Origin of the sequence: Ensifer adhaerens (genome assembly GCF_028993555.1) — a bacterium.
Taxonomy (GTDB): domain Bacteria; phylum Pseudomonadota; class Alphaproteobacteria; order Rhizobiales; family Rhizobiaceae; genus Ensifer; species Ensifer adhaerens_I.
In genome coordinates, this window is the sequence record NZ_CP118610.1 from 3,476,802 (window position 1) to 3,500,443 (window position 23,642).

At 61.3% G+C, this 23,642-nt stretch carries 23 protein-coding genes; 10 read left to right on the forward strand and 13 right to left on the reverse strand.

What is annotated here, in order from left to right:
- Positions 1 to 3 precede the first annotated feature (3 nt).
- Both PWG15_RS16835 and PWG15_RS16840 read left to right on the forward strand, forming a co-directional pair.
- The gene (locus PWG15_RS16835; protein ID WP_275021673.1) at positions 4 to 1,665 is read left to right on the forward strand and encodes an electron transfer flavoprotein-ubiquinone oxidoreductase; all 1,662 of its coding nucleotides are present in this window, start codon (positions 4 to 6) and stop codon (positions 1,663 to 1,665) included.
- Positions 1,666 to 1,725: 60 nt separating this feature from the next.
- Positions 1,726 to 2,889, forward strand: coding sequence for an MFS transporter (locus tag PWG15_RS16840; protein WP_275021674.1), 1,164 nt, complete (start codon positions 1,726 to 1,728; stop codon positions 2,887 to 2,889).
- A 122-nt stretch (positions 2,890 to 3,011) separates the two neighbouring features.
- On the opposite strand, the gene PWG15_RS16845 is transcribed toward PWG15_RS16840, so the two are convergent.
- The 4 genes from PWG15_RS16845 to PWG15_RS36550 form a co-directional block, all read right to left on the reverse strand.
- Positions 3,012 to 3,899 carry a hypothetical protein gene (locus PWG15_RS16845; RefSeq protein ID WP_275021675.1) on the reverse strand — a complete coding sequence of 296 codons (888 nt, stop codon included), beginning with the start codon at positions 3,897 to 3,899 and terminating at the stop codon, positions 3,012 to 3,014.
- Entirely contained in the window at positions 3,896 to 4,309 is a 414-nt protein-coding gene (locus tag PWG15_RS16850; protein ID WP_275021676.1) for a hypothetical protein, read from the reverse strand. Before PWG15_RS16850 ends, PWG15_RS16845 begins: the two co-directional genes overlap by 4 nt.
- Positions 4,310 to 4,782: 473 nt before the next feature.
- Positions 4,783 to 6,642 carry an AAA family ATPase gene (locus tag PWG15_RS16855; protein WP_275021677.1) on the reverse strand — a complete coding sequence of 620 codons (1,860 nt, stop codon included), beginning with the start codon at positions 6,640 to 6,642 and terminating at the stop codon, positions 4,783 to 4,785.
- 131 nt (positions 6,643 to 6,773) lie between these two features.
- Complete coding sequence (locus PWG15_RS36550) at positions 6,774 to 7,082, reverse strand: DUF6634 family protein (RefSeq protein WP_425536710.1); 309 nt, start codon at positions 7,080 to 7,082, stop codon at positions 6,774 to 6,776.
- A gap of 326 nt (positions 7,083 to 7,408) precedes the next feature.
- Here PWG15_RS36550 and PWG15_RS16860 point away from each other — a divergent pair, with 326 nt between their 5' ends.
- Both PWG15_RS16860 and PWG15_RS16865 read left to right on the forward strand, forming a co-directional pair.
- A complete protein-coding gene (locus PWG15_RS16860; protein WP_275021678.1) occupies positions 7,409 to 7,582 on the forward strand; it encodes a hypothetical protein in 174 nt (57 codons plus the stop codon).
- Between the two features lie 484 nt (positions 7,583 to 8,066).
- The gene (locus tag PWG15_RS16865; RefSeq protein ID WP_275021679.1) at positions 8,067 to 8,567 is read left to right on the forward strand and encodes a GNAT family N-acetyltransferase; all 501 of its coding nucleotides are present in this window, start codon (positions 8,067 to 8,069) and stop codon (positions 8,565 to 8,567) included.
- Positions 8,568 to 8,576: 9 nt separating this feature from the next.
- Here the strand turns inward: PWG15_RS16865 and PWG15_RS16870 are convergent, their stop codons facing one another.
- Positions 8,577 to 9,479, reverse strand: coding sequence for a LysR family transcriptional regulator (locus tag PWG15_RS16870; protein ID WP_275021680.1), 903 nt, complete (start codon positions 9,477 to 9,479; stop codon positions 8,577 to 8,579).
- A 112-nt stretch (positions 9,480 to 9,591) separates the two neighbouring features.
- On the opposite strand from PWG15_RS16870, the gene PWG15_RS16875 reads away from it, so the two are divergent.
- Both PWG15_RS16875 and PWG15_RS16880 read left to right on the forward strand, forming a co-directional pair.
- Positions 9,592 to 10,314, forward strand: a complete 723-nt coding sequence (locus PWG15_RS16875; RefSeq protein ID WP_275021681.1) for an SDR family NAD(P)-dependent oxidoreductase — start codon at positions 9,592 to 9,594, stop codon at positions 10,312 to 10,314.
- Entirely contained in the window at positions 10,308 to 10,796 is a 489-nt protein-coding gene (locus tag PWG15_RS16880) for a RidA family protein (RefSeq protein ID WP_275021682.1), read from the forward strand. Before PWG15_RS16875 ends, PWG15_RS16880 begins: the two co-directional genes overlap by 7 nt.
- 158 nt (positions 10,797 to 10,954) lie before the next feature.
- Here PWG15_RS16880 and PWG15_RS16885 read toward each other — a convergent pair whose 3' ends face one another.
- From PWG15_RS16885 to PWG15_RS16895, 3 genes are all read right to left on the reverse strand, one after another.
- The gene (locus PWG15_RS16885) at positions 10,955 to 11,323 is read right to left on the reverse strand and encodes a VOC family protein (protein ID WP_275021683.1); all 369 of its coding nucleotides are present in this window, start codon (positions 11,321 to 11,323) and stop codon (positions 10,955 to 10,957) included.
- 132 nt (positions 11,324 to 11,455) lie between these two features.
- Positions 11,456 to 11,617 (reverse strand): Thivi_2564 family membrane protein, encoded by a 162-nt coding sequence (locus PWG15_RS16890; RefSeq protein WP_089044368.1) that lies wholly within the window; start codon positions 11,615 to 11,617, stop codon positions 11,456 to 11,458.
- 153 nt (positions 11,618 to 11,770) lie between these two features.
- Positions 11,771 to 12,493, reverse strand: a complete 723-nt coding sequence (locus tag PWG15_RS16895; RefSeq protein ID WP_275021684.1) for an META domain-containing protein — start codon at positions 12,491 to 12,493, stop codon at positions 11,771 to 11,773.
- Between the two features lie 316 nt (positions 12,494 to 12,809).
- Between PWG15_RS16895 and dxr the strand changes: the two genes are divergently transcribed.
- On the forward strand, positions 12,810 to 13,985 hold the full coding sequence (gene dxr, locus PWG15_RS16900; protein ID WP_275021685.1) for a 1-deoxy-D-xylulose-5-phosphate reductoisomerase: 1,176 nt from the start codon (positions 12,810 to 12,812) through the stop codon (positions 13,983 to 13,985).
- Positions 13,986 to 14,023: 38 nt separating this feature from the next.
- Here the strand turns inward: dxr and hemA are convergent, their stop codons facing one another.
- The 5 genes from hemA to PWG15_RS16925 all read right to left on the reverse strand — a co-directional run bounded on the left by hemA (position 14,024) and on the right by PWG15_RS16925 (position 19,610).
- Positions 14,024 to 15,238, reverse strand: coding sequence for a 5-aminolevulinate synthase (gene hemA, locus PWG15_RS16905; protein ID WP_275021686.1), 1,215 nt, complete (start codon positions 15,236 to 15,238; stop codon positions 14,024 to 14,026).
- Between the two features lie 333 nt (positions 15,239 to 15,571).
- Positions 15,572 to 16,369 carry an FAD binding domain-containing protein gene (locus tag PWG15_RS16910; protein WP_275021687.1) on the reverse strand — a complete coding sequence of 266 codons (798 nt, stop codon included), beginning with the start codon at positions 16,367 to 16,369 and terminating at the stop codon, positions 15,572 to 15,574.
- Between the two features lie 16 nt (positions 16,370 to 16,385).
- Entirely contained in the window at positions 16,386 to 18,731 is a 2,346-nt protein-coding gene (locus PWG15_RS16915; protein WP_275021688.1) for a xanthine dehydrogenase family protein molybdopterin-binding subunit, read from the reverse strand.
- Positions 18,732 to 18,811: 80 nt separating this feature from the next.
- Entirely contained in the window at positions 18,812 to 19,300 is a 489-nt protein-coding gene (locus tag PWG15_RS16920; RefSeq protein ID WP_275021689.1) for a (2Fe-2S)-binding protein, read from the reverse strand.
- A gap of 70 nt (positions 19,301 to 19,370) precedes the next feature.
- Positions 19,371 to 19,610, reverse strand: a complete 240-nt coding sequence (locus PWG15_RS16925; protein ID WP_275021690.1) for a hypothetical protein — start codon at positions 19,608 to 19,610, stop codon at positions 19,371 to 19,373.
- A 119-nt stretch (positions 19,611 to 19,729) separates the two neighbouring features.
- Between PWG15_RS16925 and PWG15_RS16930 the strand changes: the two genes are divergently transcribed.
- From PWG15_RS16930 to PWG15_RS16940, 3 genes are all read left to right on the forward strand, one after another.
- Positions 19,730 to 19,987 carry a YMGG-like glycine zipper-containing protein gene (locus PWG15_RS16930; RefSeq protein WP_058321762.1) on the forward strand — a complete coding sequence of 86 codons (258 nt, stop codon included), beginning with the start codon at positions 19,730 to 19,732 and terminating at the stop codon, positions 19,985 to 19,987.
- Between the two features lie 213 nt (positions 19,988 to 20,200).
- Complete coding sequence (locus PWG15_RS16935; RefSeq protein ID WP_275021691.1) at positions 20,201 to 21,430, forward strand: MFS transporter; 1,230 nt, start codon at positions 20,201 to 20,203, stop codon at positions 21,428 to 21,430.
- A gap of 269 nt (positions 21,431 to 21,699) precedes the next feature.
- Positions 21,700 to 23,613, forward strand: coding sequence for an autotransporter assembly complex protein TamA (locus PWG15_RS16940; RefSeq protein ID WP_275021692.1), 1,914 nt, complete (start codon positions 21,700 to 21,702; stop codon positions 23,611 to 23,613).
- The last annotated feature ends 29 nt before the right edge of the window (positions 23,614 to 23,642 follow it).

Genomic DNA, 23,642 nt, shown 5'->3' on the forward strand with positions numbered 1-23,642 from the left:
TCAATGAACAGCCAAGAACTGCCCGAACGCGAGAGCATGGAGTTCGACGTTGTGATCGTCGGCGCGGGGACGGCCGGTCTTGCGGCAGCAATCCGGCTGAAGCAGGTCAATCCGGAGCTTTCGGTCGTCGTGCTCGAAAAGGGCGCCGAAGTCGGCGCACATATCCTGTCTGGCGCCGTCGTCGATCCGATTGGCATCGACCGGCTGCTGCCGGGCTGGCGCGAGGACGCCGACCATCCGTTCAAGACCGAAGTGACGGACGACCACTTCCTGTTCTTGGGCCCCGCCGGCTCGATCCGCCTGCCGAACTTTTTGATGCCGCCGCTGATGAACAATCACGGCAACTACATCGTATCGCTTGGGCTCGTCTGTCGCTGGCTGGCGACAAAGGCGGAAGAACTCGGCGTCGAGATCTATCCGGGCTTTGCCGCAACCGAAGTGCTCTACAACGACGAGGGCGCGGTCATCGGTGTTGCCACCGGCGACATGGGCATCGAGAGGAACGGCGAGCCGGGACCGAACTTTGCCCGCGGCATGGCGCTCTTGGGCAAATACACGCTGATCGGCGAGGGCGTGCGCGGCTCGCTCGCCAAGCAACTGATCGCCAAATTCGATCTCTCCAGGGACAGCGACGTCCAGAAGTTCGGCATCGGCCTGAAGGAACTCTGGCAGGTGAAGCCGGAGAACCATCGTCCCGGCCTGGTGCAGCACTCGTTCGGCTGGCCGCTCGGCATGAAGACCGGTGGCGGCTCGTTCCTCTACCATCTCGAAGACAACATGGTCGCCGTCGGCTTCGTCGTGCACCTGAATTACAAGAACCCCTATCTCTTCCCGTTCGAGGAGTTCCAGCGCTTCAAGACGCATCCGGCGATCCGCGGCACCTTCGAGGGTGGCAAGCGGTTGTCCTATGGCGCGCGTGCGATCACCGAGGGCGGCTACCAGTCGGTGCCGAAGCTGTCGTTCCCGGGTGGTGCGCTGATCGGCTGTTCGGCCGGTCTCGTCAACGTGCCGCGCATCAAGGGCAGCCACAATGCGGTGCTTTCAGGGATTCTCGCGGCAGAAAAGCTGGCGGCAGCAATCGAAGCCGGCCGGGCCAATGACGAGCCGATCGAGATCGAACGCGGCTGGCGCGACAGCGCCATCGGCCAGGACCTGAAGCGGGTCAGGAACGTCAAGCCGCTGTGGTCGAAGTTCGGCACGGCGATCGGCGTTGGGCTCGGTGGTCTCGACATGTGGACCAACCAACTGTTCGGCTTCTCGTTCTTCGGCACGCTGAAACACGGGCTAACCGACGCGCAGTCGCTCGAGCCGGCGGCCGAGCACAAGAAGATCGACTATCCGAAGCCGGATGGCGTGCTCACCTTCGACCGACTTTCCTCGGTGTTCCTGTCGAACACCAACCATGAGGAAGACCAGCCGGTTCACCTCAAAGTCAAGGATCTGGACCTGCAGAAGCGCTCGGAGCACGACGTCTTTGCCGGCCCGTCGACGCGCTACTGTCCGGCGGGCGTCTACGAGTGGGTGGAGAAGGACGGCAAGCAAGTCTTCGTCATCAACGCGCAGAACTGCGTGCACTGCAAGACCTGCGACATCAAGGATCCGAACCAGAACATCAACTGGGTGCCACCGCAGGGCGGCGAAGGCCCGGTCTATCAAGACACGTAAGATCACTCAGCCGGCGCGGTTCAAGACGAAGTAAGAAAGTGACATGTCCGGGAGGACACCATGGGATTCCTTCGCCCGAAGTTCGCCGCGGGAAATGTCGCTCTGCTCTTGAACACTGTGTTGTTGCAGTTTGTTGTCTACGCGCTTCGCCTTGCGACCGTCTACCGGACGGTCGAATTGTCGCTTCCTGCAGTCTGGCTGGGTATCATCGCGGGCTGCTTCGCTCTCCTTCCCGTTTTCCTCGCGCTGCCTGCGGGAAGGTGGGTGGATCGAGGAGGTGAACTCTGGGTATTGCAAAGCGGCAATTGGTGCGTCGCACTATCCGCTTTGGGTTTCTGGCTTTTCGGCGACAACGCAATAGGCCTCCTGTTACTAACCGTTACGCTCGGCATCGGTCACACACTTGCTACAGTATCCCAACAGGCAGTTGCGGTATCCAAACCGGCGAAACGACAAGATCGCCAGATTGGCCACTACACGCTGGCTGTTTCCCTGGGGCAAATTGCTAGTCCCTTATTGGTGCTTCTAGGCCAGAGACCGGAGAGCGGAATACCGCATATGCAGCCCGTCTTTCTGGCTGCGTTGGTTCTTGCAGGCGCTTCGGCAGCAAGCGGTAGATTCGTCAGTGGCACACCACATGTCGGAGAGGCTGCATGTTCGCGGTCGGCAGAGATAAACGAAATCCTTCGGCTGAAAAAAATGCCCCTACTTATAGTAACCGGTGCTCTCGGCTTGTCGGCCAGCGATCTTCTTATGATTTACATCCCCGTATTGGGACTCGAACGGGGAATCGGCCCTGAAGCAGTCAGCTTGATACTGAGTGTTCGCGCATGTGCTGTAGTCTTATCCCGGGCGCTCTTTTCCCAACTACTTAACCTGCTCGGAACGAACAGGAATCTATTGATTGCGAGCCAATTTACGGCGTTCGCAGGTGTAGGTTCGCTTTTACTCCCGCTTGGGGCATGCGGGATGGCGGTCGCTGTATTCGTCTCAGGTTTCGGCATAGGGGTGAGCCAACCCCTGACGATCGCGTGGGTCAGTCAAATCACTCCGAAACATATGCTCGGTACCGCACTATCGCTGCGACTTACAGGAAATCGAGCAGGCCAACTTGTTATCCCCGGCCTTTCCGGATTATTGGCTACGTTCGCCGGGCCGATAAGTGTGTTCGCAACGACTGCGGCGGCTTTTATCGCGCTGAGTCTATGGTCGGCTAGACTCTAAACCTTGGGACTGATGGCCAGTTGGGGATTGATCGGCAAACCAACTTCTGCATGGCTTCGCAACCTTACACATTCTTGAAATTGCGCTAAGCGGTGCCCGCTTACGTGGAGGAGCTGATCGCATCAGCCTTCACCGCGGTTGAGTTCGTAACCCTCCTGTTCTGCGCGGTAGCTCTGCTCCATCCGGTCAACCTTCATCGACCGAACGCGTCCGCTGGAGCGGAGAAAGGTCAGCATCGCCTCAATGTCATCGCTGCCGCCGGGCGGCGCACCATATGCAACCGGGCGGCGCGAGAGTTTCTGCACCCAGTAGCGAATTTCGCGCTCGGCTGGAGGGTAATACATGCCAAGCCGATAAAGCCGGCCGCCTGTTCGAACCCAGCGTGGGGGCACCATATCGTCCATCTGGACGATCGGGGACGTGTGCCCATGCTCGCCGTCGCCGATATCAGGCTTACCGAAGAACCAGCCGTACAACCATGGTCGGGAACCGCTCTCGCCCTGCTCCTCAACCACCCATCCGTCAATGATGGGAGCAGCATCGAACTCGGCAGCCGTCGGCCGAGCGGCTACGAACGAGTCTGCCTCGGGAGAATAGGAATCATCGGCATCGAGAGGACCTACGAAAGGAACAACGCCCTTGCCGAGCTTTCCATCAGCATGCTCGCTGCAGACAACCTTCCATAGGCCACCGAAGTTGCTCAGCCGCCCGCGACGTCCGCAGATCTCGCAGATGTGGAAGGAGCGCGCGGATGCCAGCCGGTGGGCATCGGCGATCGCACGGCTTGCATCAGGTGCGACGTCTGATGTGGTGTAGTGGATGTGCAGACAACCCATCTTCTCCTTCACCTGCTGGATCATGAACGTCCCTCCTGCTGCCATGGCTTTGTCAGCATCGTCCAAGAATGCGTGCAAGATGCCCAGCCAGCCATCGTCGCATGAGGCCGCCAATGGACGGTCGTCGAACCCCAGGTGGGGGTATAGATCGCGTAGACCGGTGATCAGGCTCATGGCTCCGATCCCTTGTCTCTTCCCTTTCGAGCAGGTTTTCCGCGGACAAGTTGACCGAGCTCACTCTTGCGCCCTTGTCCGACGACGATGCGATCGCCCGTATATGGTTTGAAGCCGATAGCATCGAGAGCCTCGCCAAAGCTCTCTCCCTGCCTTGCAGCAATAACAAGCTCGGCAAGATCCTTCAGAGCGATCACCGCTACCATGTCTTCATTCGTCTTGGGACTGCCGATGAGCTGAGGGATGCCTTTTCGGGCCTTCCGGAGCAATGCGCTCAGCTCGTCCCGTGCCCGTCTGACCGTTAGGGGATCACCGCCGATCTGAGCGATCGTCTCTACAAGGCCATCCGCAATCTCCTGCCTGCTGGCGTTGCGGAATATTTGAACCTGATTGTTTATTCTGGCGTCCATGTTCTCCGCACTTCCCGTCGGCATTGGGAGCGTGACCGCAAGCCTTTCACGGGCTGTCCGACGGTTGCCCGAACGACCAAGCGCTCATGTACTACGCGAGCGCGCGCACTTCACGATCGGTAATGGTCCCAGGAAACTCGGGCTCAACCTCCGGCTTGACTGGAGATCGCTCACGACGACAGCGGCCGCACCCGCCGCCGTAAACCTCCGCAAGTTTCGCTGCAGTTTCGGCAATGTCGATAATGACTACGGTCACATGACGAAGAGCCGTCTTCGAAACCCTCATCGAAACCCCACTTGAATCCTTCAATCTAGGACACGGTCTATTCGGAAGCGGTTTCCACCCCGTTACGCGCAATGTCGTCGAAGGATTCAATCCTGGGAATATCGATAACCTGTCGCTCGTGGACACGACTTCGGCCGAAGGTCCATCAATCGGTGGCCACGTTCACCCGTTGGCGCACCGCACTCTTCTATCCTCCGCGTTCTATCTTGAGGGCACGATGGTTGACCGCCTCCGTAGCAAGGGAGAGGACACGATCCCGCTGGTCAGAGAGCATTTTCAAGACTCGATCATACTGAACGCCGACAATATCAACGACCTCATTCTCGAAGCGTTCAGGCAACGACGCGTCGACGAGATCTTGGACAGTCCCCAGGAAGACAGGTTTCGAGCCGAACCCGTAAGTGCCGACCATCCGTCGGGCGAGTGACGTCGCACGCTCAATATCGCTGCCCATGACGCCGCCCGATCCCACAGATCTATCCCCGAACACCGCGGCCTCTGCCGCCATTCCGGCAAGAGACACTGCAATGCGGTTGCGAAGGCTTGTTTCTGTGGGGAGATTGTCCTCCGTCAGCTCGTAGGTAGCCAAGCCACCAAGGTACCCCGGAGCCGATCGCTCGAACGAGTCCTTGATTTCGATCGTGGCGCTCGTCGCGTACCCGACTGATAGTGAGACCAAGGCATGACCTGCCTCGTGCACTGCGAGGCGGAGCAGTTCTTCCGGCGTATAGCTTGTCCTTTCGGGAAGCTGAGCTCTGATGTCTTTCAGTTCCAGCTCTCGATCCTCGTCCCGTGCCTTCTTCCGTGCATCGCGAACGAGCTGTGCCAGGGCAGAACCGGACTTGCCTTCCAGATGTTCGGCTATCTCCGCCAGCGATTCGAGCGGGAAGTTGCCATCCGCATGGTAGTTCAAGATCTCGGCTCGCGTGTTTTTGTCTGGAAGCGGCAGCGTGAATTGGTGCTCCAGTCGACCGGCGCGCTTGACGGCTGGATCGATGTAATCCGGATAGTTCGTGGCGCCAATCACAATGACGCCCTCGCCCAGTCTGGATAGAAGGTTCAGAAACTCGTTCAGAACGTTTCGCCAATAATGATTGTTGCCTTCACGGGCTGAACCGCCCGAGCGTGAGCCTATACTGTCGAGTTCGTCTATGAAGAGGACAGCGCCACGACCGTCGTTCGCCTTCTCGAAACAGTTCCGCATCGCTTCCAGCGTGTCACCGAGATGTCCCGCAGACTGCCATTCTCCGATGGTCGCTGGGATCAACCTCAATCCCAGTGCTTTTGCCAGTGCTGATGCAAAGAACGTCTTGCCTGTGCCCGGAGGACCGGAGAGCAGAGCACTGCTGCCGACCTCCTTCCAAGCCAACCTCCCGGCTCGCCACTGCGCGACGTCCGTACGAAGTCCCGCAACCCAAGGCTTCGCGTCCGCGTATCCTGGTAGTTCGAAAAGGCTCGGTCCCTCTATCTCAGGACGTTCCAGGTCGTCGAGGAGGGCAAGCTCCCGCGTCCCGAGGTCCTTCTTGAGGATTGCCGCAACCACGATGTTTGCCGGTTTCCTAGCGAGCAGCAGAGCGTGCTCTTCCGAAATCGGCGGTCTCCCCGAAAGCCGGCGCGCCGCATGAATGTGACTAGGAGCCGGGGGCTCGACAAACATGAGCGCCAGAGCGGCGAACCGAACGTCCTTTGGAACCTCGTCAATGCTCCTGGCGATCAAGACCGCCAGTCCGTGAAGGCCGAACACCGTTATGCACTCGTTGGAGCCGCCCTTCTTCCTTGGCGGATTGGCAAGACGCACCCCGGGGCGCGGCGCCCACTCATCACTGTCGGCTCCAATCATCGCATACGCAGCGAGTTCATAGTCCTGTGTGCGATATCCGTCAGGAACCACGAAGATGACAAACCCATCGGAACCGGATCGAAGCGAGTGGCCGGTTCCCATTAGAGCCGCGCGCAGACCACGGTAGGCGAGGTATGTTGAGGGTTCCTTCGACAGCTTGCGGAGCCGGTCGCGCGTATCTCGCCGCCTCATATCAGCGTTCCCCATGGCCGGCCCCACCTGAGCGACCGAGCTTTGTCAGGCGCATTGGCGTCCGCGCACAGTGCAGCGATCTTTCCACGCCACAGTCGGCGAGGAATGCAGCGGGTGACAGTACAAGCGCATGAGGCGGCGAGCGTTTATGCATTCCGGCGCCCTTCAGATCCGTGCGGACGCCCCAGGCGGTACCAACGGTTAACCGTGCGGGCCAATCCGCGATCAACATCGAGATAGAAAACCTGTGTTGTCATGCAACGGTGCCCATCCAAGATACGCGGGTGTCCCGTCACGATGCCTGTCAAGGCGAGTGAAGACTGGGGCACATAAGCGTACTCATCCAAGATCGGGGCGACTGCCAACGCCGAAGCGTCCATCCCCAAAGACGAAACACTTCGGATGTCGTCCGTCAGCCGCTGGAGTGCAGCGCCGTCGATAAAGCTGTACCTCAATGAGTTGGCCTCCTTCGAAGGGCGTTAGAAGCAGCGGAACTGATTCGGCAATTATGGAAACAAGATCGCGGCGCCCGTCCCGCATTCTTGCCGAAAATCGGCACCCAAGTGCCGAATTTCGGCACACTTATGCCGAAATTCGGCACGTTGTCAACACTTCACCAGCGCCATTTGCTCCTAGGTGTTTTGCATGACATTGAATCCTTATGAGACCGCCGAAAAGGATCCTGATTGCCGCCCGTTTGTTGCTTGGCCAGACACAGGCCGAGCTCGCACAGGACTCTGGGCTTGCCGTCCGAACCATATACAAAGCTGAGCATGGATCGATGGGTGTCGAGACCGTCGAAACACTTGTCGCTCACTTTGAAAAGCAGGGCATCGAGTTCGTGAAGCCCGATTCTGGGCGAGGCTGGGGGGTGTTCAACCATACGCTTTTCGAATCGTTCGATCAGGAAAAGCGCCGCCTACGAAAGAACAAAACCGCAGACGTTTCGCACTAGCGGGAACCAGTACGGCCCTGCCTATGCGGCAAGCTCGCCGTCAACATCCGGAGCTCAAGGCGCACGGCTGGCTTCGGCCGGATCCAAAGGGCTGTCGCAATCATGCGGCCCCCACAAAGCCTCAAGGCTAAAGCCGAATGGGAGCAAGACAAGTCCGTCTGGCCGATCCGCTCCGAGTAATGGAGCACTACACGGATCGGCCAGACTACCGTTGGAGCAAGGGAACACAGGCTTGCAACGGAAGAGAAATCCGCTAGCCTCTGGAAGCGGTAAAGAATAGTAACTGGCGCTCCACCCTTAAATGAGCACCAGATTCCTAATCTGGGGGTCCCGCGTTCGAATCGCGGCGGGATCACCATGAAAATCAAACAGATAGAAACCCACACCTTCCTGCACGTTCCCATAACCGTTCTGACTGGCGTTTACGCAGCTCTTAGCACCGCCCAAATGCGAGACTTCAGACAAACGCATTCGTCCGGTACTCATGGTTCAGTTGCTCGTCACCTATATGGAAATGTGCAGACAGCCTGCGGGTGAAGCGCTTCCGCCGCCGATCGTCCATGCGGCAGTCGCGTCCGAGCGGCCGGATGCCGCCTCGTTCATGTCGCTCTATCGTGCCGTCGGCGAGCCATTGCGCTGGGATCAGCGCCAGAGCATGCCCGCAGCCGATCTCGACCACTTCCTCAGCAGTCCTTCGACGGGTCTTTACATCCTGCGGCTGGAGGGCCGGGCGGTCGGGCTCTGCGAATTCGACCGCATCGATACGCCGGACGTCGAACTCACCCATTTCGGTCTGGTCCCCGAGGCGTATGGCAGGAAGCTCGGACCGTTCCTCCTCGACAGCGCGCTGCGTTCCGTCTGGGATCGCGGACCGAACCGTATCTGGCTGCACACGGACGAATGGGATCACCCCAAGGCGCAGGACACCTATCGCCGCGCCGGCTTCAGCGTCTTCACGCAGAAACTCGAAGAGATCGAACCCTGACGCCTGCCCTCACCGCAACGGCTGCCACGCCGGGCCTCGCCAGGCCCTCAACTCCTGCAGGAAAACCTGCAGCCGCGACGGCAGAAACCGTCGCGTCGGATAGACCGCTTGAACGAAGACATCGGGGGCAGACCATCCCGGAAGCACGCGCACGAGCTTGCCGCTCGCAAGCAGGCTGTCACAGAAGATCGGCGGAAGCCGGCCGATGCCGTGACCGCGCTCGGTCATGGCGCTCGCCGATTGGATATCGTGCACCGACACCACACCGGTCACATGAAGGCTGATCGTTTCATCCCCATGGACCAGATGCCATTCGGCTTCATTGTTCCGGGCATTGACCAGGACGCAGCGGTGCCCGCTGAGATCGTCCGGTCGCGACGGAACGCCGTATTCGTCGAGATACTGAGGGGCAGCGACGAGATAATGGGTGCTTCTGCCGATGCGCTGCGCGACAAGCGATGAATCGCGCAAGTCGCCAAACCGGACCGCGACGTCGATGTTTTCGGCAACGAGGTCCATGAACATGTTGGTGACGAGGAGATCGACCTCGATATCAGGATACTTCTTCAGGAATGCGGACAGGAAATCGAAGAACGGCGGCTGCCCGAGCGTCACGGGTACCGTGATGCGCAACAGCCCTTCGGGATTTCTCTGCGCCTCGCTCAAGACCCGTTCGGCGTCGTGAAGCTGCTTCAGCGGTTCGCTGCACTCCGCATAGTAGGCACGCCCCTGAGCCGTCAGGCTCAATTTACGCGTCGTCCGCTGGATCAGCGTGACGCCCAGTTGCTCTTCCAGCGCCGTCACCTTGCGGCTGACGGTGGAGACCGGCATGCCGAGCGCCCGCGCTGCCCGGCTGAAACTCTCGAATTGGGCAACGGCAGCAAAGACCGCGATATCGTTCAAATCGACCATGTGACGATTTTTGCACCAGTGGAAATGTAATTCCAGATATTTCCGTCTAATCGCGCAATGCGGCGTCGGCCATATTCACCTCACCAAAGCAATCCAGCCACGGAGAGATCAAATGGCAAACAAGGTCGCAATCGTCACCGGCGCCTCCCAGGGCATCGGAGCCGGTCTGGTCAACGCCTTCCTCGGTGAAGGCTACAGCGTCGTCGCCACCTCGCGAAACGTCAGTCAGTCCCGGGAAATCATCGAATCTGACCGGGTGGCGCGCGTCGACGGCGATATCGCCGATCCGGCAACGGCAAAACGGGTGGTCGAAACCGCGATCGACCGGTTCGGCTCGATCGATGCGCTCGTCAACAACGCCGGCATCTTCTTCACCAAGCCCTTCATCGACTACACGGCCGACGACTATCGACAGCTGAGCGCCACGAACATCGAGGGTTTCCTGCATATGACCCAGCTCGTCATCAAACAGATGCTGGCGCAGAAGCGAGGCGGCAGCATCGTCAGCATCACGACGCCGCTCGCCGATCGGCCGATCGCAGGCATGAACGCTTCCGTTGCCATGCTCACCAAAGGCGGCGTCAATGCGATCTCGAAGAACATCGCCATGGAATACGCAAGGGACGGAATCCGGGTCAACATCGTCGCTCCCGGCGTCGTCGACACGCCGCTTCACAAGAACAATCCGAAGGATTTCCTGAACACGCTCTCGCCGATGCACAGCATTTCCAGCGTCGACGAGATCGTCGATGCCGTGCTCTTCCTCACCAGGGCGCCGCGCATAACCGGGGAGGTGCTGAACGTCGACGGCGGCGCGCATTTGGGTCGATGGTAGACCGGATCCCCGCGCCCGCCGTTGGCGCAGAACAGCGGTTGAAGGAACTCGGCATCACTCTGCCTCCGCCACCCACACCCTTCGGCAATTATGTCGAAGCGGTCAGGATCGGCAAGCTGCTCTATCTGAGCGGCATGCTGCCGGTCATCGACCGAAAGCCGCAGGTCATCGGCCGGCTCGGCGGCGAATTGACTGCCGATGAGGGACGTCGCGCGGCGGAGATCGCCACACTCAGCGCGCTCTCGGCGATCAGGGCGGAACTCGGTTCGCTCGACAGGGTCACCGCCATCGCCAAGCTCGGTGTCTACATCGCAACGTCAGGCGATTTCCGCGATCACCCTCAGGTCGCCGATGGCGCGTCCGACATGCTCGCCGAGATCTTTGGACCCGAGATGCTGTCCGGCCGCATCGTCCTTGGCGTTGCCAGCCTGCCACTCGGGCTGCCGGTCGAAATCGAGCTCTTGGTCGAAGTGGCGGAATGAAAAAAGCGTGTTCGTCATTTGCCTGTCACGAACAGAAGCTATTGAACAGTCATACCTTCTTGATGACCACGGATGAACTGGCGTCGATTGAAGGTGATGAGGAAGGTCGGGTTTGCCCCGGCCTTTTTTGTTGGGTGGAAGCCCGTCTGCGCGGCGCCTTAGCCATCCGGCCGGCAGACACGCAGCCTGTGACCGTCCGGGTCGAGCGCGACGAAGGTGCGGCCGAAGACAGCGGTCTTCAATTCCTGCTCGATCATGATCCCGCGGCTCTGCCATTCCGCGTAGAGCCGCTCGACCTCCGCATCGTCCTTCACCATGAACGCGATTTCCGAGCGGTGGCCGGTACCGGACGAGACGAAATCCCGCGCAGCTGTGGACCAGAGGCTGAAAGTCAGCCCGTTCTCGAGTTCGAAGGCGACATAGGCCGGGAAAGCGGCCACGGGCTCCCGTCCGATGAGGTCGATGTAGAAGCGTGTGCTTGCCATGGGGTCTTCGACATAAAGCAGGATAAGGTTCGGTGACAGCATCGTCGGGTCTCCTTCTGGACGACCGGACCCTAGGCGAGGCCGCTGTCAATTCCTGGCAGCATCTGCCGATCCATCAAAAAACCGCCGGCTCATCCGAACCGGCGGTCGTCGTTTTGCCTGGAAGGCAGCGCGTCAGAAGACGGCCAGGTATTTCAGCAGAGAGATGATGCCGATGATGATCACGATGATCTGGACGATCTGTTTGGCGCGCGCGTCGAGCGGCAGCCGCTGGACGAGGTAAAGCACCAGCACGATGACGAGGAACGTAATCAGGATTCCGATAAGCAGCCCCATGGATCAACTCCCATCTTTTACAACAGCGCCGCGATGGCGTCGGAAATGTAACTAGGAGGCGAGGGCAAAAGTTCCAATCGGGGCGTGAACTTGTATGGCCGGCAGGCCCGATACGCGCAGGCAGAATACGTTCACGCCGCCGAAGTGTCGGTGTCAGGAGGCAGGCTTGCAGGCGATCCCCTGATCCCCTTCGCCCTTCGTCGCATCGAACAGCGTCGCCTCGTCACCCTTGGTCCACCAGATGTACTGGCCACCGGCATATTTGGCGCCCGAGCCCGAGATCACGTTCGACGCCACGACGAAGGTGCCGTCGATGGTGAAGGTCACCAGCGAGACCGGTCCGGCATTGATGTATTCCGCCTCCACCACCTTGCCGCCGCAGTCGTAGCGCACCGATTGCCGATCCACGGAACCCGCGCCCGGAACCCGGATCGTCACATCAACCTCTTCGGCGCTTGCGGCCATCGAGGCAAGCCTCATGGCAGTAGCCCCGCCCTGTTTGGCAAGGATGAGCTTCGTACCCTCCACCGTCCAGGTGAGCTCGCTGCGCAGCGCATCGAGGAACTTCCGCTCCTGATCCATCACCGCCGGTACGCACATCTTGCGCGTCGACGCGGCAGGACCAAAGGTGATTTTCTTGCCCGACAGGCTGAAGGTGCCGGTGAAATGGTTGCACCCGGCCATGCCGCCATAGGTGCCGTCTTCGCGGATTTCCAGCGTCGACTGAAGGTTGTCGATCACCCCGCCGCCGCCAATGTCTTCGGCAAGCCAGGTGGCGACCAGCGGCGTCGGCACGTTTTCGGCGGCGACAGGCTGCATAGACGCCACTTCGATCGTCACGCAGGCGCAGGAAACGGCGGCAATCGCTTTCAGCATCGCGAACTCCTTCAGGCTTCGACTCAAATAGCAGATCCGATTCTTAGCCCGTGCGCGAGACGGATTGAAGACCACGCCCTTGTTGCCGGCGGAATTCGCCTGTAGAGCCTAGAGCGCCGTGCGTTCATTTGAACGCACAAAGGACGCTCTAGCACTTTGATGGTAGAGCATCGTTCTGCCCTCAAGTGATTCCACTTGAAGGCAGGATGCTCTAGCGCACAACATAAAAAACTCGGACCGATCTGAACCAGATCATGCGCTGCATCCGCGACTCGCCGCGTGCATTGCCTCCGAAAAAAAGAACATGGGTATTGGCATGGCATCCCGCGACAGTGCGAAACGCCGACTGACGATTCTCGGCTCGACCGGTTCGATCGGCACCAACACGCTCGACGTCATCGAGCGTCTGGGCGGCCGCGAGCGCTTCGACGTGGTCGCAGTCACCGGCAACGGCAACATTCCTCTGCTTGCCGAACAGGCTGTTAAGGTCGGCGCCGAACTCGCGGTCACCGCCAACGAAAACCAGTACGAAAACCTGAAGGCAGCACTTGCCGGCACCGGCATTGCGGTTGCCGCCGGCAGGAGCGGCCTGATCGAGGCCGCCGAGCGTGACGCTGACTGGGTGATGGCGGCGATCGTCGGCAATGCCGGCCTGGCGCCCACTCTCGCGGCGGCCAGCCGCGGCGCCGACATTGCCCTTGCCAACAAGGAGTGCCTGGTTTCCGCCGGCAGCCTGTTCATCGAGGCGGTGAAGAAGGGCGGCGGACGTCTGCTGCCTGTCGACAGCGAACACAACGCCATCTTCCAGGTTCTGGAGGAGCACCAGCGCCATGCGGTCGAGCGCATCATCCTGACGGCTTCGGGTGGGCCGTTCCGCACCAAGTCGCTGGAAGAGATGCGGCACGTGACCGCCGATGTCGCACGTGCCCATCCGAACTGGTCGATGGGCCTGAAAATCTCGATCGACAGTGCCTCGATGTTCAACAAGGCGCTGGAGATGATCGAGGCCAAACATCTCTTCGCGCTTGAACCCGAGCAGGTCGAGGTGATCGTGCATCCGCAGTCGGTGATCCACTCGATGGTCGGCTATACCGATGGCTCGGTGCTCGCACAGCTCGGCTGCCCGGACATGCGCACGGCTATCGGCTATGCGCTCGCCTATCCGAGCCGCTGCAGCCTGCCGATCGAGCGGCTCGATTTCGCCAAGCTCTCCCGCCTCGATTTCGAAGCGCCGGACGAAGTGCGCTTTCCCGCAATCCGTCTCGCACGCCGCGCGATGGTCGAAGGCGGAGTGCAGGGGGCCGTGCTCAACGGCGCCAAGGAAACGGCGCTCGACGCCTTCATCGCCGGCCGCACCGGCTTTCTCGCCATGGCCGAAATCGTCGAAAAGGTCATGGACAAGCTCGCCCACCTGCCGGCGGCCGCAACGATGGACGATGTTTTCGCCGCCGACGAAAAAGCCCGGCACTTGGCGGCCGGGCTGCTTCAGTAAGTTCTAGCTTTCAGTGCCAGCCTGAGCCAGCGATCGCCTCAGGCGACCGCGCGGGCCAGCGCACAGCGCGACCACAGCGAATGCAGCGCGCCGACGAGATGGTCGATGTCGGCATCCGAATGCAGCGGCGTCGGGGTGATGCGCAGGCGCTCGGTCTTCTTCGGCACCGTCGGATAGTTGATCGGCTGCACGTAGACGCCGAAATTGTCGAGCAGCAGATCGGAGATCCACTTGCACTTGGCCGCGTCGCCAACCATGACCGGCACGATATGGCTCGGGTTCGGCATGTGCGGAATGCCACGCTGGTCGAGCAACGAGCGCAGACGACGGACGCGCTCCTGATGCGCGAAACGTTCGACCTGGCTTTCCTTCAGGTGACGGATCGAGGCGAGTGCACCGGCGGCAAGCGTCGGCGGCAGCGCCGTCGTGAAGATGAAGCCGGATGCGAACGAGCGGATGAAATCGCAGAGCGCCGCCGAGCCGGTGATATAACCGCCCATGACGCCGAAGGCCTTGCCGAGCGTGCCTTCGATCACCGTCAGGCGGTGCATCAGGCCTTCGCGCTCGGCAATGCCGCCGCCGCGAGGACCGTACATGCCGACGGCATGCACCTCGTCGAGATAGGTCATGGCGCCGTACTTGTCGGCGAGGTCACAGAATTCCTTGATCGGCGCGATGTCGCCATCCATCGAGTAGACGGATTCGAACGCGATAAGCTTCGGCGCGCGCGGATCGGCAGCGGCGAGCTTGGCTTCGAGGTCAGCGACCGAATTGTGTTTGAAGATGACGCGTTCGCACTTGGAGTGACGGATCCCCTCGATCATCGAAGCGTGATTCCCGGCGTCCGAGAAGACGATGACGCCAGGAATCTTCGAACAGAGCGTGCCGAGTGCGGCCCAGTTGGACACGTAGCCCGAGGTGAACAGCAGCGCCGATTCCTTGCCGTGCAGGTCCGCGAGCTCGCGCTCAAGCAGGACGTGGTAGTGGTTGGTACCGGAGATGTTGCGGGTACCTCCGGCGCCGGCACCGCATTCGTCGATGGCGTGCTTCATCGCCTCGGTGACAACGGAATGCTGGCCCATGCCGAGATAGTCGTTCGAACACCAGACGGTGACTTCCTGAACGCCTGCAGCCGTGTGGCGCGCTGCCTTCGGGAATTGGCCGCGATGACGGGCGAGGTCTGCGAAAACCCGGTAGCGGCCTTCCTGATGCAGCCCGTCCAGCTCGTTCTTAAAGAAATTCTCGAAATCCATCATTTTCTCCAGTGCCCGGTCGCTTTTCTTCAATCAAAGCGACCTGGGGTCAACCTCGGAATGCTCGGCATCTGCCAACTGCGGCAAAAGGCCCTTCAAGCGCTGCCCGCCCAATGATTGCATCCGAGATGATCTAGCATTTTTGATCCAGAGCATCTTCGCTGCTTTCAGTGAAAGCGTTTCAACCGAGACAACGCTAGTTTTGAAACATTCCAAAGAAAGCCTTAGCGCATGTTCATCCCTTCAAGCTTGATCGAAGTCAAGCAAGGATGAAAAAAGGACGACCGAAGCCGTCCCCTTTTTTGCTGTCTGTTTGGTGGCACCCCACGCCGCTCAGGCCGCTGCCACGGCGCGCTTGGCCATGACCTTCACCAGATTGGCGCGGTAGGCCGCATCGGCGTGAATGTCGGAGAGCAGTTCCGAAGCATCGACGCTGACGCTGCTGAGCGCATCGGGCGACCAGTTGGCGACGAGTGCCGCTTCCATATCGCCATGCCGGAACACGCCGTTCGCTCCCGCGCCGGTAACAGCCACCCGGACGTCGCCATTGTCCCGTCGCGCGACGAACACACCGGTCATTGCATAGCGCGACGCCGGGTTGGCGAACTTCTGGTAGGCAGCCTTCGCAGGCGCGTCGAAGGCGATGGCAATGATGATCTCGCTGTCCTCGAGGGCCGTTTCGAAGAGCCCAACGAAGAAATCATCCGCCACGATCTCACGTCTGTTGGTCACGATCGTCGCACCGAGCGCCAGCATCGCCGCCGGATAGTCGGCCGCCGGGTCGTTGTTGGCGATGGAACCGCCGATCGTGCCCATGTGGCGCACATGCGGGTCGCCGATATGGCTGGCAAGGCTGCAGATCGCCGGACAGACGGCTTTGAGCGCCGCCGACGACGCCACGTCGTAGTGTGTCGTGGCGGCGCCGATCCGCACTGACCGGCCAGAGACCGTCATGCCCTGCATCTCGGCGATATGCCGGAGATCGATCAGGTCGCTCGGTGCCGCCAGCCGCTGCTTCATCGTCGGGATCAGCGTCATCCCGCCGGAAACATACTTGCCCTCGCCAGCCGCTTCCATTCTGCTGACGGCATCCTGGATAGAGGACGCCCGGTAATATTGGGTCTCGTACATATGGGTGTCCTCCCGTTCACTTGGCCGCGTGCGCTGCCGCCCACACCTTCTGAGGTGTCGCCGGCATGGTGAGCGCGTTGTTGCCGATGGCATCGGTGATGGCGTTGATCAGCGCCGGCGGCGAACCGATCGCCCCCGCCTCGCCGCACCCCTTGATCCCCAAGGGATTGTTCGGGCACGGCGTGTTCGAGGTGGAGACCTGGAACGACGGCAGATCGTCGGCGCGCGGCATGGCGTAGTCCATGTAGCTTGCCGTCAGCAGCTGGCCGGAGGGGTCGTAGTGCACGCCTTCGAGCAGCGCCTGGCCGATGCCCTGGGCAATGCCGCCATGCACCTGCCCCTCGACGATCATCGGGTTGATGATGTTGCCGAAGTCGTCGGCGGCGACGAACTGCACGATCTTGGTTCGGCCCGTATCGGGATCGACCTCCACCTCGCAGATGTAGCAGCCGGCCGGGAAGGTGAAGTTGGCGGGATCGTAGAAGGCGCCTTCCTTCAAGCCCGGCTCCATGCCCGCGGGCAGGTTGTGGGCGGTATAGGCGGCAAGCGCCATCTGGAACCACGGCACCGCCTTGTCGGTACCGGCAACCTTCAGTTCGCCGTTCTCGATGACGATGTCGCTCTCATCCGCTTCCATCAGATGAGCGGCGATCTTCTTGGCCTTGGCCTCGACCTTGTCGAGCGCCTTGACCACCGCCGACATGCCGACGGCACCGGAGCGCGAGCCGTAGGTGCCCATGCCCATCTGCACCTTGTCGGTATCGCCGTGCACGATGTTGACGCTGTCGAGCGGCACGCCGAAGCGATCGGCGACAAGCTGGGCAAAGGTCGTCTCGTGGCCCTGGCCGTGGCTGTGCGAACCGGTCAATACTTCGATCGTCCCGACCGCATTGACCCGCACCTCGGCCGATTCCCAAAGCCCGACGCCGGCGCCGAGCGAACCGACCGCAGCCGACGGGGCGATGCCGCAGGCCTCGATATAGCAGCTCATCCCGATACCGCGCTTCATGCCGCGACGCTCCGCTTCCGCCTTGCGGGTAGCAAAGCCGTTCCAGTCGGCCGCCTGCATCGCCGCATTCAGCGACGCCTCGTAGTCGCCGGCGTCATAGTTCATGATCACCGGCGTCTGGTGCGGGAAGGAGCGGATGAAGTTGGCCCGACGCAGCTCGGCCGGCGAGACGCCGAGTTCGCGCGCCGCCGTCTCCATGGTGCGCTCGAGCAGATAGGTCGCCTCCGGCCGACCGGCACCGCGATAGGCATCGACAGGCGCGGTGTTGGTGTAGACGGTGCGCACATTGGCGTGGATCGCCGGAATGTCGTACTGGCCGGAAAGCAGCGTTGCATAGAGATAGGTCGGCACCGCCGAGGAGAAGAGCGACATGTAGGCGCCGAGATTGGCGATCGTGTCGACCTTGAGCCCGATGATGCGATTGTTCGCATCGAAGGCCATCTTCACCTTGGACACGTGGTCGCGGCCATGGGCGTCCGTCAGGAACGCCTCGGTCCGATCCGACGTCCACTTGACCGGCACGCCAGTGCGCCTCGACGCCCAGAGACAGACGATTTCTTCGGGATAGATGTAGATCTTCGAGCCGAAGCCGCCGCCGACATCGGGTGCGATCACCCTGAGCTTGTTTTCCGGAGCGACATTATAGAAGGCACTCATGACCAGCCGCGCCACATGCGGGTTCTGGCTGGTGGTGTAGCAGGTGTAGTGGTCGTCGCCGGCGTCATAGATGCCGAGTGCTGCGCGCGGTTCCATTGGATTGGGCGAAAGCCGGTTGTTGTGGATCGTGACCTCGGTGACATGGGCCGCCGCTGCGATCGCCTTGTCGGTCGCCGTTTCGTCGCCGATCTGCCAGTCGAAGATCAGGTTGTTTGGAGCTTCAGGATGCAGCTGCGGCTGGCCAGCCTCGAGCGCTTTCGACGCATCGATCACGACGGGAAGTTCCTGGTAATCGACGACGACCGCTTCGGCCGCATCGCGCGCCTCAGCCACGCTGTCGGCAACGACGATCGCCACGGCATCGCCGACGTAACGCACGGTCTCGTGCGCCAAGGGCCGCCAGGCACCCATCTTCATCGGCGTTCCATCCTTGGAGTGGATCATCCAGCCGCAGATCAGATTGCCGATGCCGTCGGCGAGAATCTGCTTGCCGTCGAGCACGTCGATCACGCCAGGCATGCCCTTGGCGGCAGACGCGTCCACCTTCACGATCTTCGCATGCGCATGCGGGCTGCGCACGAAAACCGCATATTTCATGCCCGGCACGGACATGTCGTCCGTATAGCGGCCCTTGCCGGTCAGGAACCGCTTGTCTTCCTTGCGCGCAACCCGCGCGCCGATGCCTTCAACGCCCATTGCCTACCTCCTCCCGAGATATCCAGCGACAGTCCTTCGATGACATGCTTTCGGGGCGAGGTCCCGCCCCCTATCTACCGCTACTCTGCGGCCACGCGGGCGCCGCTCATCTCGGCGGCGGCGGCAAGGATCGCCTTGACGATATTGTGGTAGCCGGTGCAACGACAGATGTTGCCTTCGAGCTCGGCCCGCACCGTCGCCTCGTCCAATTGCCCCTGGTGCCTTCGGATCATGTCGACGGCTGTCATCACCATGCCTGGCGTGCAGAAGCCGCATTGCAGGCCGTGATTGGCCTTGAACGCCGCCTGCACCGGATGGAGTTCGCCGTCCGCCGCCAATCCTTCAATGGTGGTGATCGTGGATCCGGCCGCCTGTGCGGCTAGGATGGAACAGCTCTTGACCGATTTTCCATCCATATGGATGACGCAGGCGCCGCACTGCGAGGTGTCGCAGCCGACATGGGTTCCGGTCAGTCTAAGATTTTCGCGTATGAATTGCACCAGCAATGTGCGGTCGTCGCAATGACCGCTCACCTGACGGCCGTTGACCGTCATTGTCACTTTCGCCATTTCGCTCCTCCGGGGTCGGTCAATGCCAACACGAGCGCGGCCGAAAAGTCGGGTGAGATGGTTCACGCGACTAGGGTACGCGCCAACTGATATCGATGCCCGTCGCCCACGGATCCGCTCCTCCGGATTTCGCAGGCTTGTTTGTATCATTTGTCTTTTTTTGGAATGCCGCAACCGCTACCGCCCGCCGGACGACAAAATTTTTCCACGCGGGTTGTATCTCGGGGAACTGAGCCTTCATGTCCCGTTCAGGAACGATATCATTATCTTGCACGCGGAAGAAAGCGCCGCCGCCCCAGTGGACATTCATGGGTGGCCGCGTATTTTCCGGTTTGCAAGTTCAGGTGGAGCGGGATGAGCCCGGCTCCGCCATCATCCAAGAGACGGGCTGAGCGGACGCTCAGATCCGTCGAGATCGGAGAGGACAAAATGAAGAAAGCCATCGCACTTGTGCTGGTCGCCCTGTCGGTCGCAAGCTGCACCCAGACGGAAAAAGGTGCTGGCATCGGTGCCGTTTCCGGCGCGATCATTGGCGGCGCGGTCACCGGCGACGTCCGTGGCGCAGCGGTCGGCGCAGCCATCGGCGGCGTTTCCGGCGCAGTCATCGGCAACGTCACCGAGCAGCCTGGCCAGTGCTACTACCGCGACCGCTACGGCCGCCGCTACATCGACTCCTGCCCGCGCTAAGGCGTAGCGAAGTCGATCGCCCTTCGGCGTAGCGCGAGCTCTCCGCAGGAACCATTTACCCCCTCATGGCGCAAAGCCTGAGGGGGTTTTTCGTGCCGGAAGCCGGCGAAGCGAGGCATGCGCCCCAAGAAATGATCCGGCGCGCGCAAACCGGGTGGTTATCGGTCGCGCAAATGCGTCTGCTCCTCGAAGTATCATCATCGAGGCCGTTTCATGTCGAAAATACCCAGCAATCCATTGCCGCCAGCCTTCAAGCGGATCGGTTGGTCCAATCTTTTTGCACAGTTCTCCGAGCAGATGGCGCTGGCCGCCGCCCCGCTCGCCGCGGTGCTTCTGCTTGCAGCCGGCCCGGCGGAAACCGGATGGCTGCAAATGGCCCAGACGCTTCCGTTCCTGCTGCTCGCCATTCCCGCCGGCCTCATTGCCGATCGCGCCTCGCGGCGCAGGCTGATGGTCTCGTCGGAAATGCTGCGCGCGCTGTCGCTGGTTGCCACGCTGCTTCTGATGGTCAGCGGCCTGCTGACCCTGCCGCTTCTCGGCTTGATGGGTTTCGTCGGCGCCATCGGCACCGTTTGCTACAACGTCGCCGCCCCCGCCCTCGTTCCGGCGATCGTCCCCCGCGCCCAACTGGCCGATGCCAACCGCTGGCTGGAACTTGCCCGCAGCCTTGCCTATTCGGGCGGGCCGGCGATCGGCGGCGCCATCGTGGCATGGACGGGCGCATCGTTCGCCTATGTCGCCGCCACATGCCTTTCTCTTCTCTCCGTCGTCCTGCTTGCCGGCCTCAGTGACCATCACCAACCGACCAGCCCCAAGCGTAAACTCCTTCAAGATCTGATCGAAGGCGCGCAGTTCCTTGCCGGGCACTCGCTGCTCAGGCCCATTCTCGTGACTGCCATCGTCTTCAACACGGCCTGGTTCGTGCTGCAGGCGGTCTACGTCGCCTATGCCATTCAAACCATCGGCCTCACCGCAACGGGCGTCGGCATTACCATCGGAATATATGGCGCCGGCATGATGATCGGCGCATTCGCCGCACCCGCCATCGCCCGCCGTGTCCCCTTCGGCGTGATGATTACGCTTGGTCCGCTCGGCGGCTTGGCGGCGGCAACGGTGATGCTCTCGACGATCTGGTTTCCCTCCGGCGCCCTGGCCGGACTGAGCTTCTTTCTGTTTGGTGCTGGCCCGGTGCTCTGGTCGATCGCCACCCTCACCTTGCGCCAGGCCGTCACTCCGAATGCGATGTTGGGCCGGGTTTCCGCCTTCATCACCACAGCCACCTTCGGCGCGCGGCCGATCGGCGCAGCGCTCGGAGCCGTCGTCGCCGCGCGCTTCGGGGTCGAGGCGTGCCTTGCCGTCGCCGCTAGCGGTTTCCTGGTCCAGTTCCTCGTGATCATAGCCTCCCGCGTGCCGCAGTTGCGGGCACTGCCGGAAGCCGCCTAGGCCCGACAAACCGCAGGCAAGGCCAGTCAAGCGCCCGGCAGAATCCCGGTGCGCCGGGCTGGCAACAGCCCATCCGGAGCCTAAGGTTGTGCTGCACCGACAACATTTCGGAGCTTTTTGCAGGAAAACGGCACCGAAAATCGGCATCAGGGGTGGATGCAGCCGGCTGTCATCGTTAACAGATGGAAAACCTTAGGCATGCAATATTGACCCGGCCGCATAAGCAGGCAGTTTGTATTGGGTCGCCTGAAGACGGGATGCGGAAGCGAATGTCCCCACCACGGTCGAGTATTGCGTACTGGAAGGCAGCGACTGCACTCGCAGTGGCCGTCTCGTGCGCGCTCGGCCCGATTTCAGCCAAAAATGCCCATGCCTTCAAACTCTTCGGCATGAAGTTCTTCGAGAGCGACGAAGAGGAAGCGCTGGTCATCGACCCGGTCAACTACACGCTTACCTTCGACGCCGGCACTGAAGACAAGGAACTGAAGGAAGCGCTGGAAAACAGCTCGCAGCTGGTCCAGGGCCAGGAAAAGCCTGTGTCTGGCGATCTCGGTCTTGCCATCCGCGCGCGCGACGATCGCGACCGGCTGCTGGCAGCACTGTATGAAAAGGCCCGCTACGGCGGCACCGTGGCGATCCGCGTCAACGGTCAGGACATCGACAGCCTGCCGCCTGATCCCGCCTTCCCGGACGGCAAGCCAATCCCGGTAACCGTCACCGTCACACCAGGCCCGGTCTTCAAGGTCGGTTCCGTCAGGTTCGAGGGTGATGCGGTCGGTTTCAATCCGGACAACTATGGCCTGCCTACCGGCGCCCGTGCCGATTCGACCCTGATCATCAAGGCTGGAGAAAAGGTCGTGAACGACCTGCGCGAGCAGGGGCGACCGCTCGCCAAGCTTACCGAACGCAGCGCCGTCGCCAACCACGCCACTTCCACCGTCGACGTCGTCATCGGCGCAAGCGGTGGGCCGGTAGCACCCGTCGGCGATGTCAGCGTGTCGGGAACCAAGACCGTCGATCCCGCTTTCGTGCGCGACTATTCGCGCCTCAACGAAGGCCGGCCCTACTCGCCCGAGGATATCCGCAAGGCATCCGAGCGATTGCGCCAGCTCGGCGTGTTTTCGAGCGTGACGATCAAGGAAGCCAACACGCTGTCACCCGACGGCTCGATCCCGATGAAGATCGAGGTCTCCGAGGGCAAGCATAAGTATTTCGGCTTCGGCGCCCAGGTTTCGACCACGGATGGCTTGGGTCTCTCGGGATATTGGGGGCACCGCAATCTCTTCGGGCGGGCGGAATCGCTGCGCATCGAAGGCTCGGTCGACCGCATCGGCGAGACGAAGGAACTGGACAAGCTCGACTATTCGCTCGGCGTCCTCTTCGCAAAGCCCGGCGCCTTCGGCCCCGCCTCGACCTTTACCGCCAGCCTCAAGGCCAACATCCAGGATCCGGACGCCTACCGCGCGAAGATCCTGACGGGTGCGGCCGGCGCCACGTTCGAACTCTCGGATACCGACACCGTCTCCGGCGGCGGCGAGTTGAGCTGGGCGAACATCGACGATGCCTTCGGCCAAAATTCCTATCTGACCGCCGCCATTCCGCTCGAATATGTGCGCGACACCCGTAACGACAAGCTCAACGCCACCGAAGGCTATCGGGCGATGATCAACGCCAAGCCGAGCTACGAGATTAAGGGGCAGACCTTCTTCTCGTCCTTCGAAGCGTCGGCATCGGGTTACCATGCGCTCGGCGACGAGAAGCGTTTCGTTCTCGCGGGCAAGGTTGGCGCCGGCGTGCTGGTCGGCGGCAGCGGGCTTGAGGATATTCCGGCGAACCGTCGCTTCTATCTCGGCGGCGGCGGTTCCGTGCGCGGCTACTCCTACCAGGAGATCGGCCCGCGCAATTCCGAAAACCGGGAGACCGGCGGGCGTTCCTATGTCAACGCCTCGCTCGAAGCCCGCATCGCCATCACCGACACGATCGGCGTCGTACCCTTCATCGACGCCGGCACGGTGTCGGCGAAAACGACGCCCGATTTCTCCGACATTCGCGCCGGCGCCGGCATCGGGCTGCGCTATGCGACGCCCTTCGGACCGATCCGCCTCGATTTTGCCGTGCCGCTCAACAAGTATCCCGGCGGCACCAAGTACGGGATTTACGCCGGTATCGGCCAATCCTTCTGATTCAAGCCGGTTTTCCAGCCAGTTCCGGC

What these genes read in the sequence shown, in the direction of transcription:
- PWG15_RS16835 (WP_275021673.1), top strand. Translation starts at nt 4, where the DNA reads ATGAACAGCCAAGAACTGCCCGAACGCGAGAGCATGGAGTTCGACGTT.
- PWG15_RS16840 (WP_275021674.1), top strand. Translation starts at nt 1,726, where the DNA reads ATGGGATTCCTTCGCCCGAAGTTCGCCGCGGGAAATGTCGCTCTGCTC.
- PWG15_RS16845 (WP_275021675.1), bottom strand. Translation starts at nt 3,899, where the DNA reads ATGAGCCTGATCACCGGTCTACGCGATCTATACCCCCACCTGGGGTTC.
- PWG15_RS16850 (WP_275021676.1), bottom strand. Translation starts at nt 4,309, where the DNA reads ATGGACGCCAGAATAAACAATCAGGTTCAAATATTCCGCAACGCCAGC.
- PWG15_RS16855 (WP_275021677.1), bottom strand. Translation starts at nt 6,642, where the DNA reads ATGGGGAACGCTGATATGAGGCGGCGAGATACGCGCGACCGGCTCCGC.
- PWG15_RS16860 (WP_275021678.1), top strand. Translation starts at nt 7,409, where the DNA reads ATGGGTGTCGAGACCGTCGAAACACTTGTCGCTCACTTTGAAAAGCAG.
- PWG15_RS16865 (WP_275021679.1), top strand. Translation starts at nt 8,067, where the DNA reads ATGGTTCAGTTGCTCGTCACCTATATGGAAATGTGCAGACAGCCTGCG.
- PWG15_RS16870 (WP_275021680.1), bottom strand. Translation starts at nt 9,479, where the DNA reads ATGGTCGATTTGAACGATATCGCGGTCTTTGCTGCCGTTGCCCAATTC.
- PWG15_RS16875 (WP_275021681.1), top strand. Translation starts at nt 9,592, where the DNA reads ATGGCAAACAAGGTCGCAATCGTCACCGGCGCCTCCCAGGGCATCGGA.
- PWG15_RS16880 (WP_275021682.1), top strand. Translation starts at nt 10,308, where the DNA reads ATGGTAGACCGGATCCCCGCGCCCGCCGTTGGCGCAGAACAGCGGTTG.
- PWG15_RS16885 (WP_275021683.1), bottom strand. Translation starts at nt 11,323, where the DNA reads ATGCTGTCACCGAACCTTATCCTGCTTTATGTCGAAGACCCCATGGCA.
- PWG15_RS16890 (WP_089044368.1), bottom strand. Translation starts at nt 11,617, where the DNA reads ATGGGGCTGCTTATCGGAATCCTGATTACGTTCCTCGTCATCGTGCTG.
- PWG15_RS16895 (WP_275021684.1), bottom strand. Translation starts at nt 12,493, where the DNA reads ATGCTGAAAGCGATTGCCGCCGTTTCCTGCGCCTGCGTGACGATCGAA.
- dxr (WP_275021685.1), top strand. Translation starts at nt 12,810, where the DNA reads ATGGCATCCCGCGACAGTGCGAAACGCCGACTGACGATTCTCGGCTCG.
- hemA (WP_275021686.1), bottom strand. Translation starts at nt 15,238, where the DNA reads ATGGATTTCGAGAATTTCTTTAAGAACGAGCTGGACGGGCTGCATCAG.
- PWG15_RS16910 (WP_275021687.1), bottom strand. Translation starts at nt 16,369, where the DNA reads ATGTACGAGACCCAATATTACCGGGCGTCCTCTATCCAGGATGCCGTC.
- PWG15_RS16915 (WP_275021688.1), bottom strand. Translation starts at nt 18,731, where the DNA reads ATGGGCGTTGAAGGCATCGGCGCGCGGGTTGCGCGCAAGGAAGACAAG.
- PWG15_RS16920 (WP_275021689.1), bottom strand. Translation starts at nt 19,300, where the DNA reads ATGGCGAAAGTGACAATGACGGTCAACGGCCGTCAGGTGAGCGGTCAT.
- PWG15_RS16925 (WP_275021690.1), bottom strand. Translation starts at nt 19,610, where the DNA reads ATGAATGTCCACTGGGGCGGCGGCGCTTTCTTCCGCGTGCAAGATAAT.
- PWG15_RS16930 (WP_058321762.1), top strand. Translation starts at nt 19,730, where the DNA reads ATGAAGAAAGCCATCGCACTTGTGCTGGTCGCCCTGTCGGTCGCAAGC.
- PWG15_RS16935 (WP_275021691.1), top strand. Translation starts at nt 20,201, where the DNA reads ATGTCGAAAATACCCAGCAATCCATTGCCGCCAGCCTTCAAGCGGATC.
- PWG15_RS16940 (WP_275021692.1), top strand. Translation starts at nt 21,700, where the DNA reads ATGTCCCCACCACGGTCGAGTATTGCGTACTGGAAGGCAGCGACTGCA.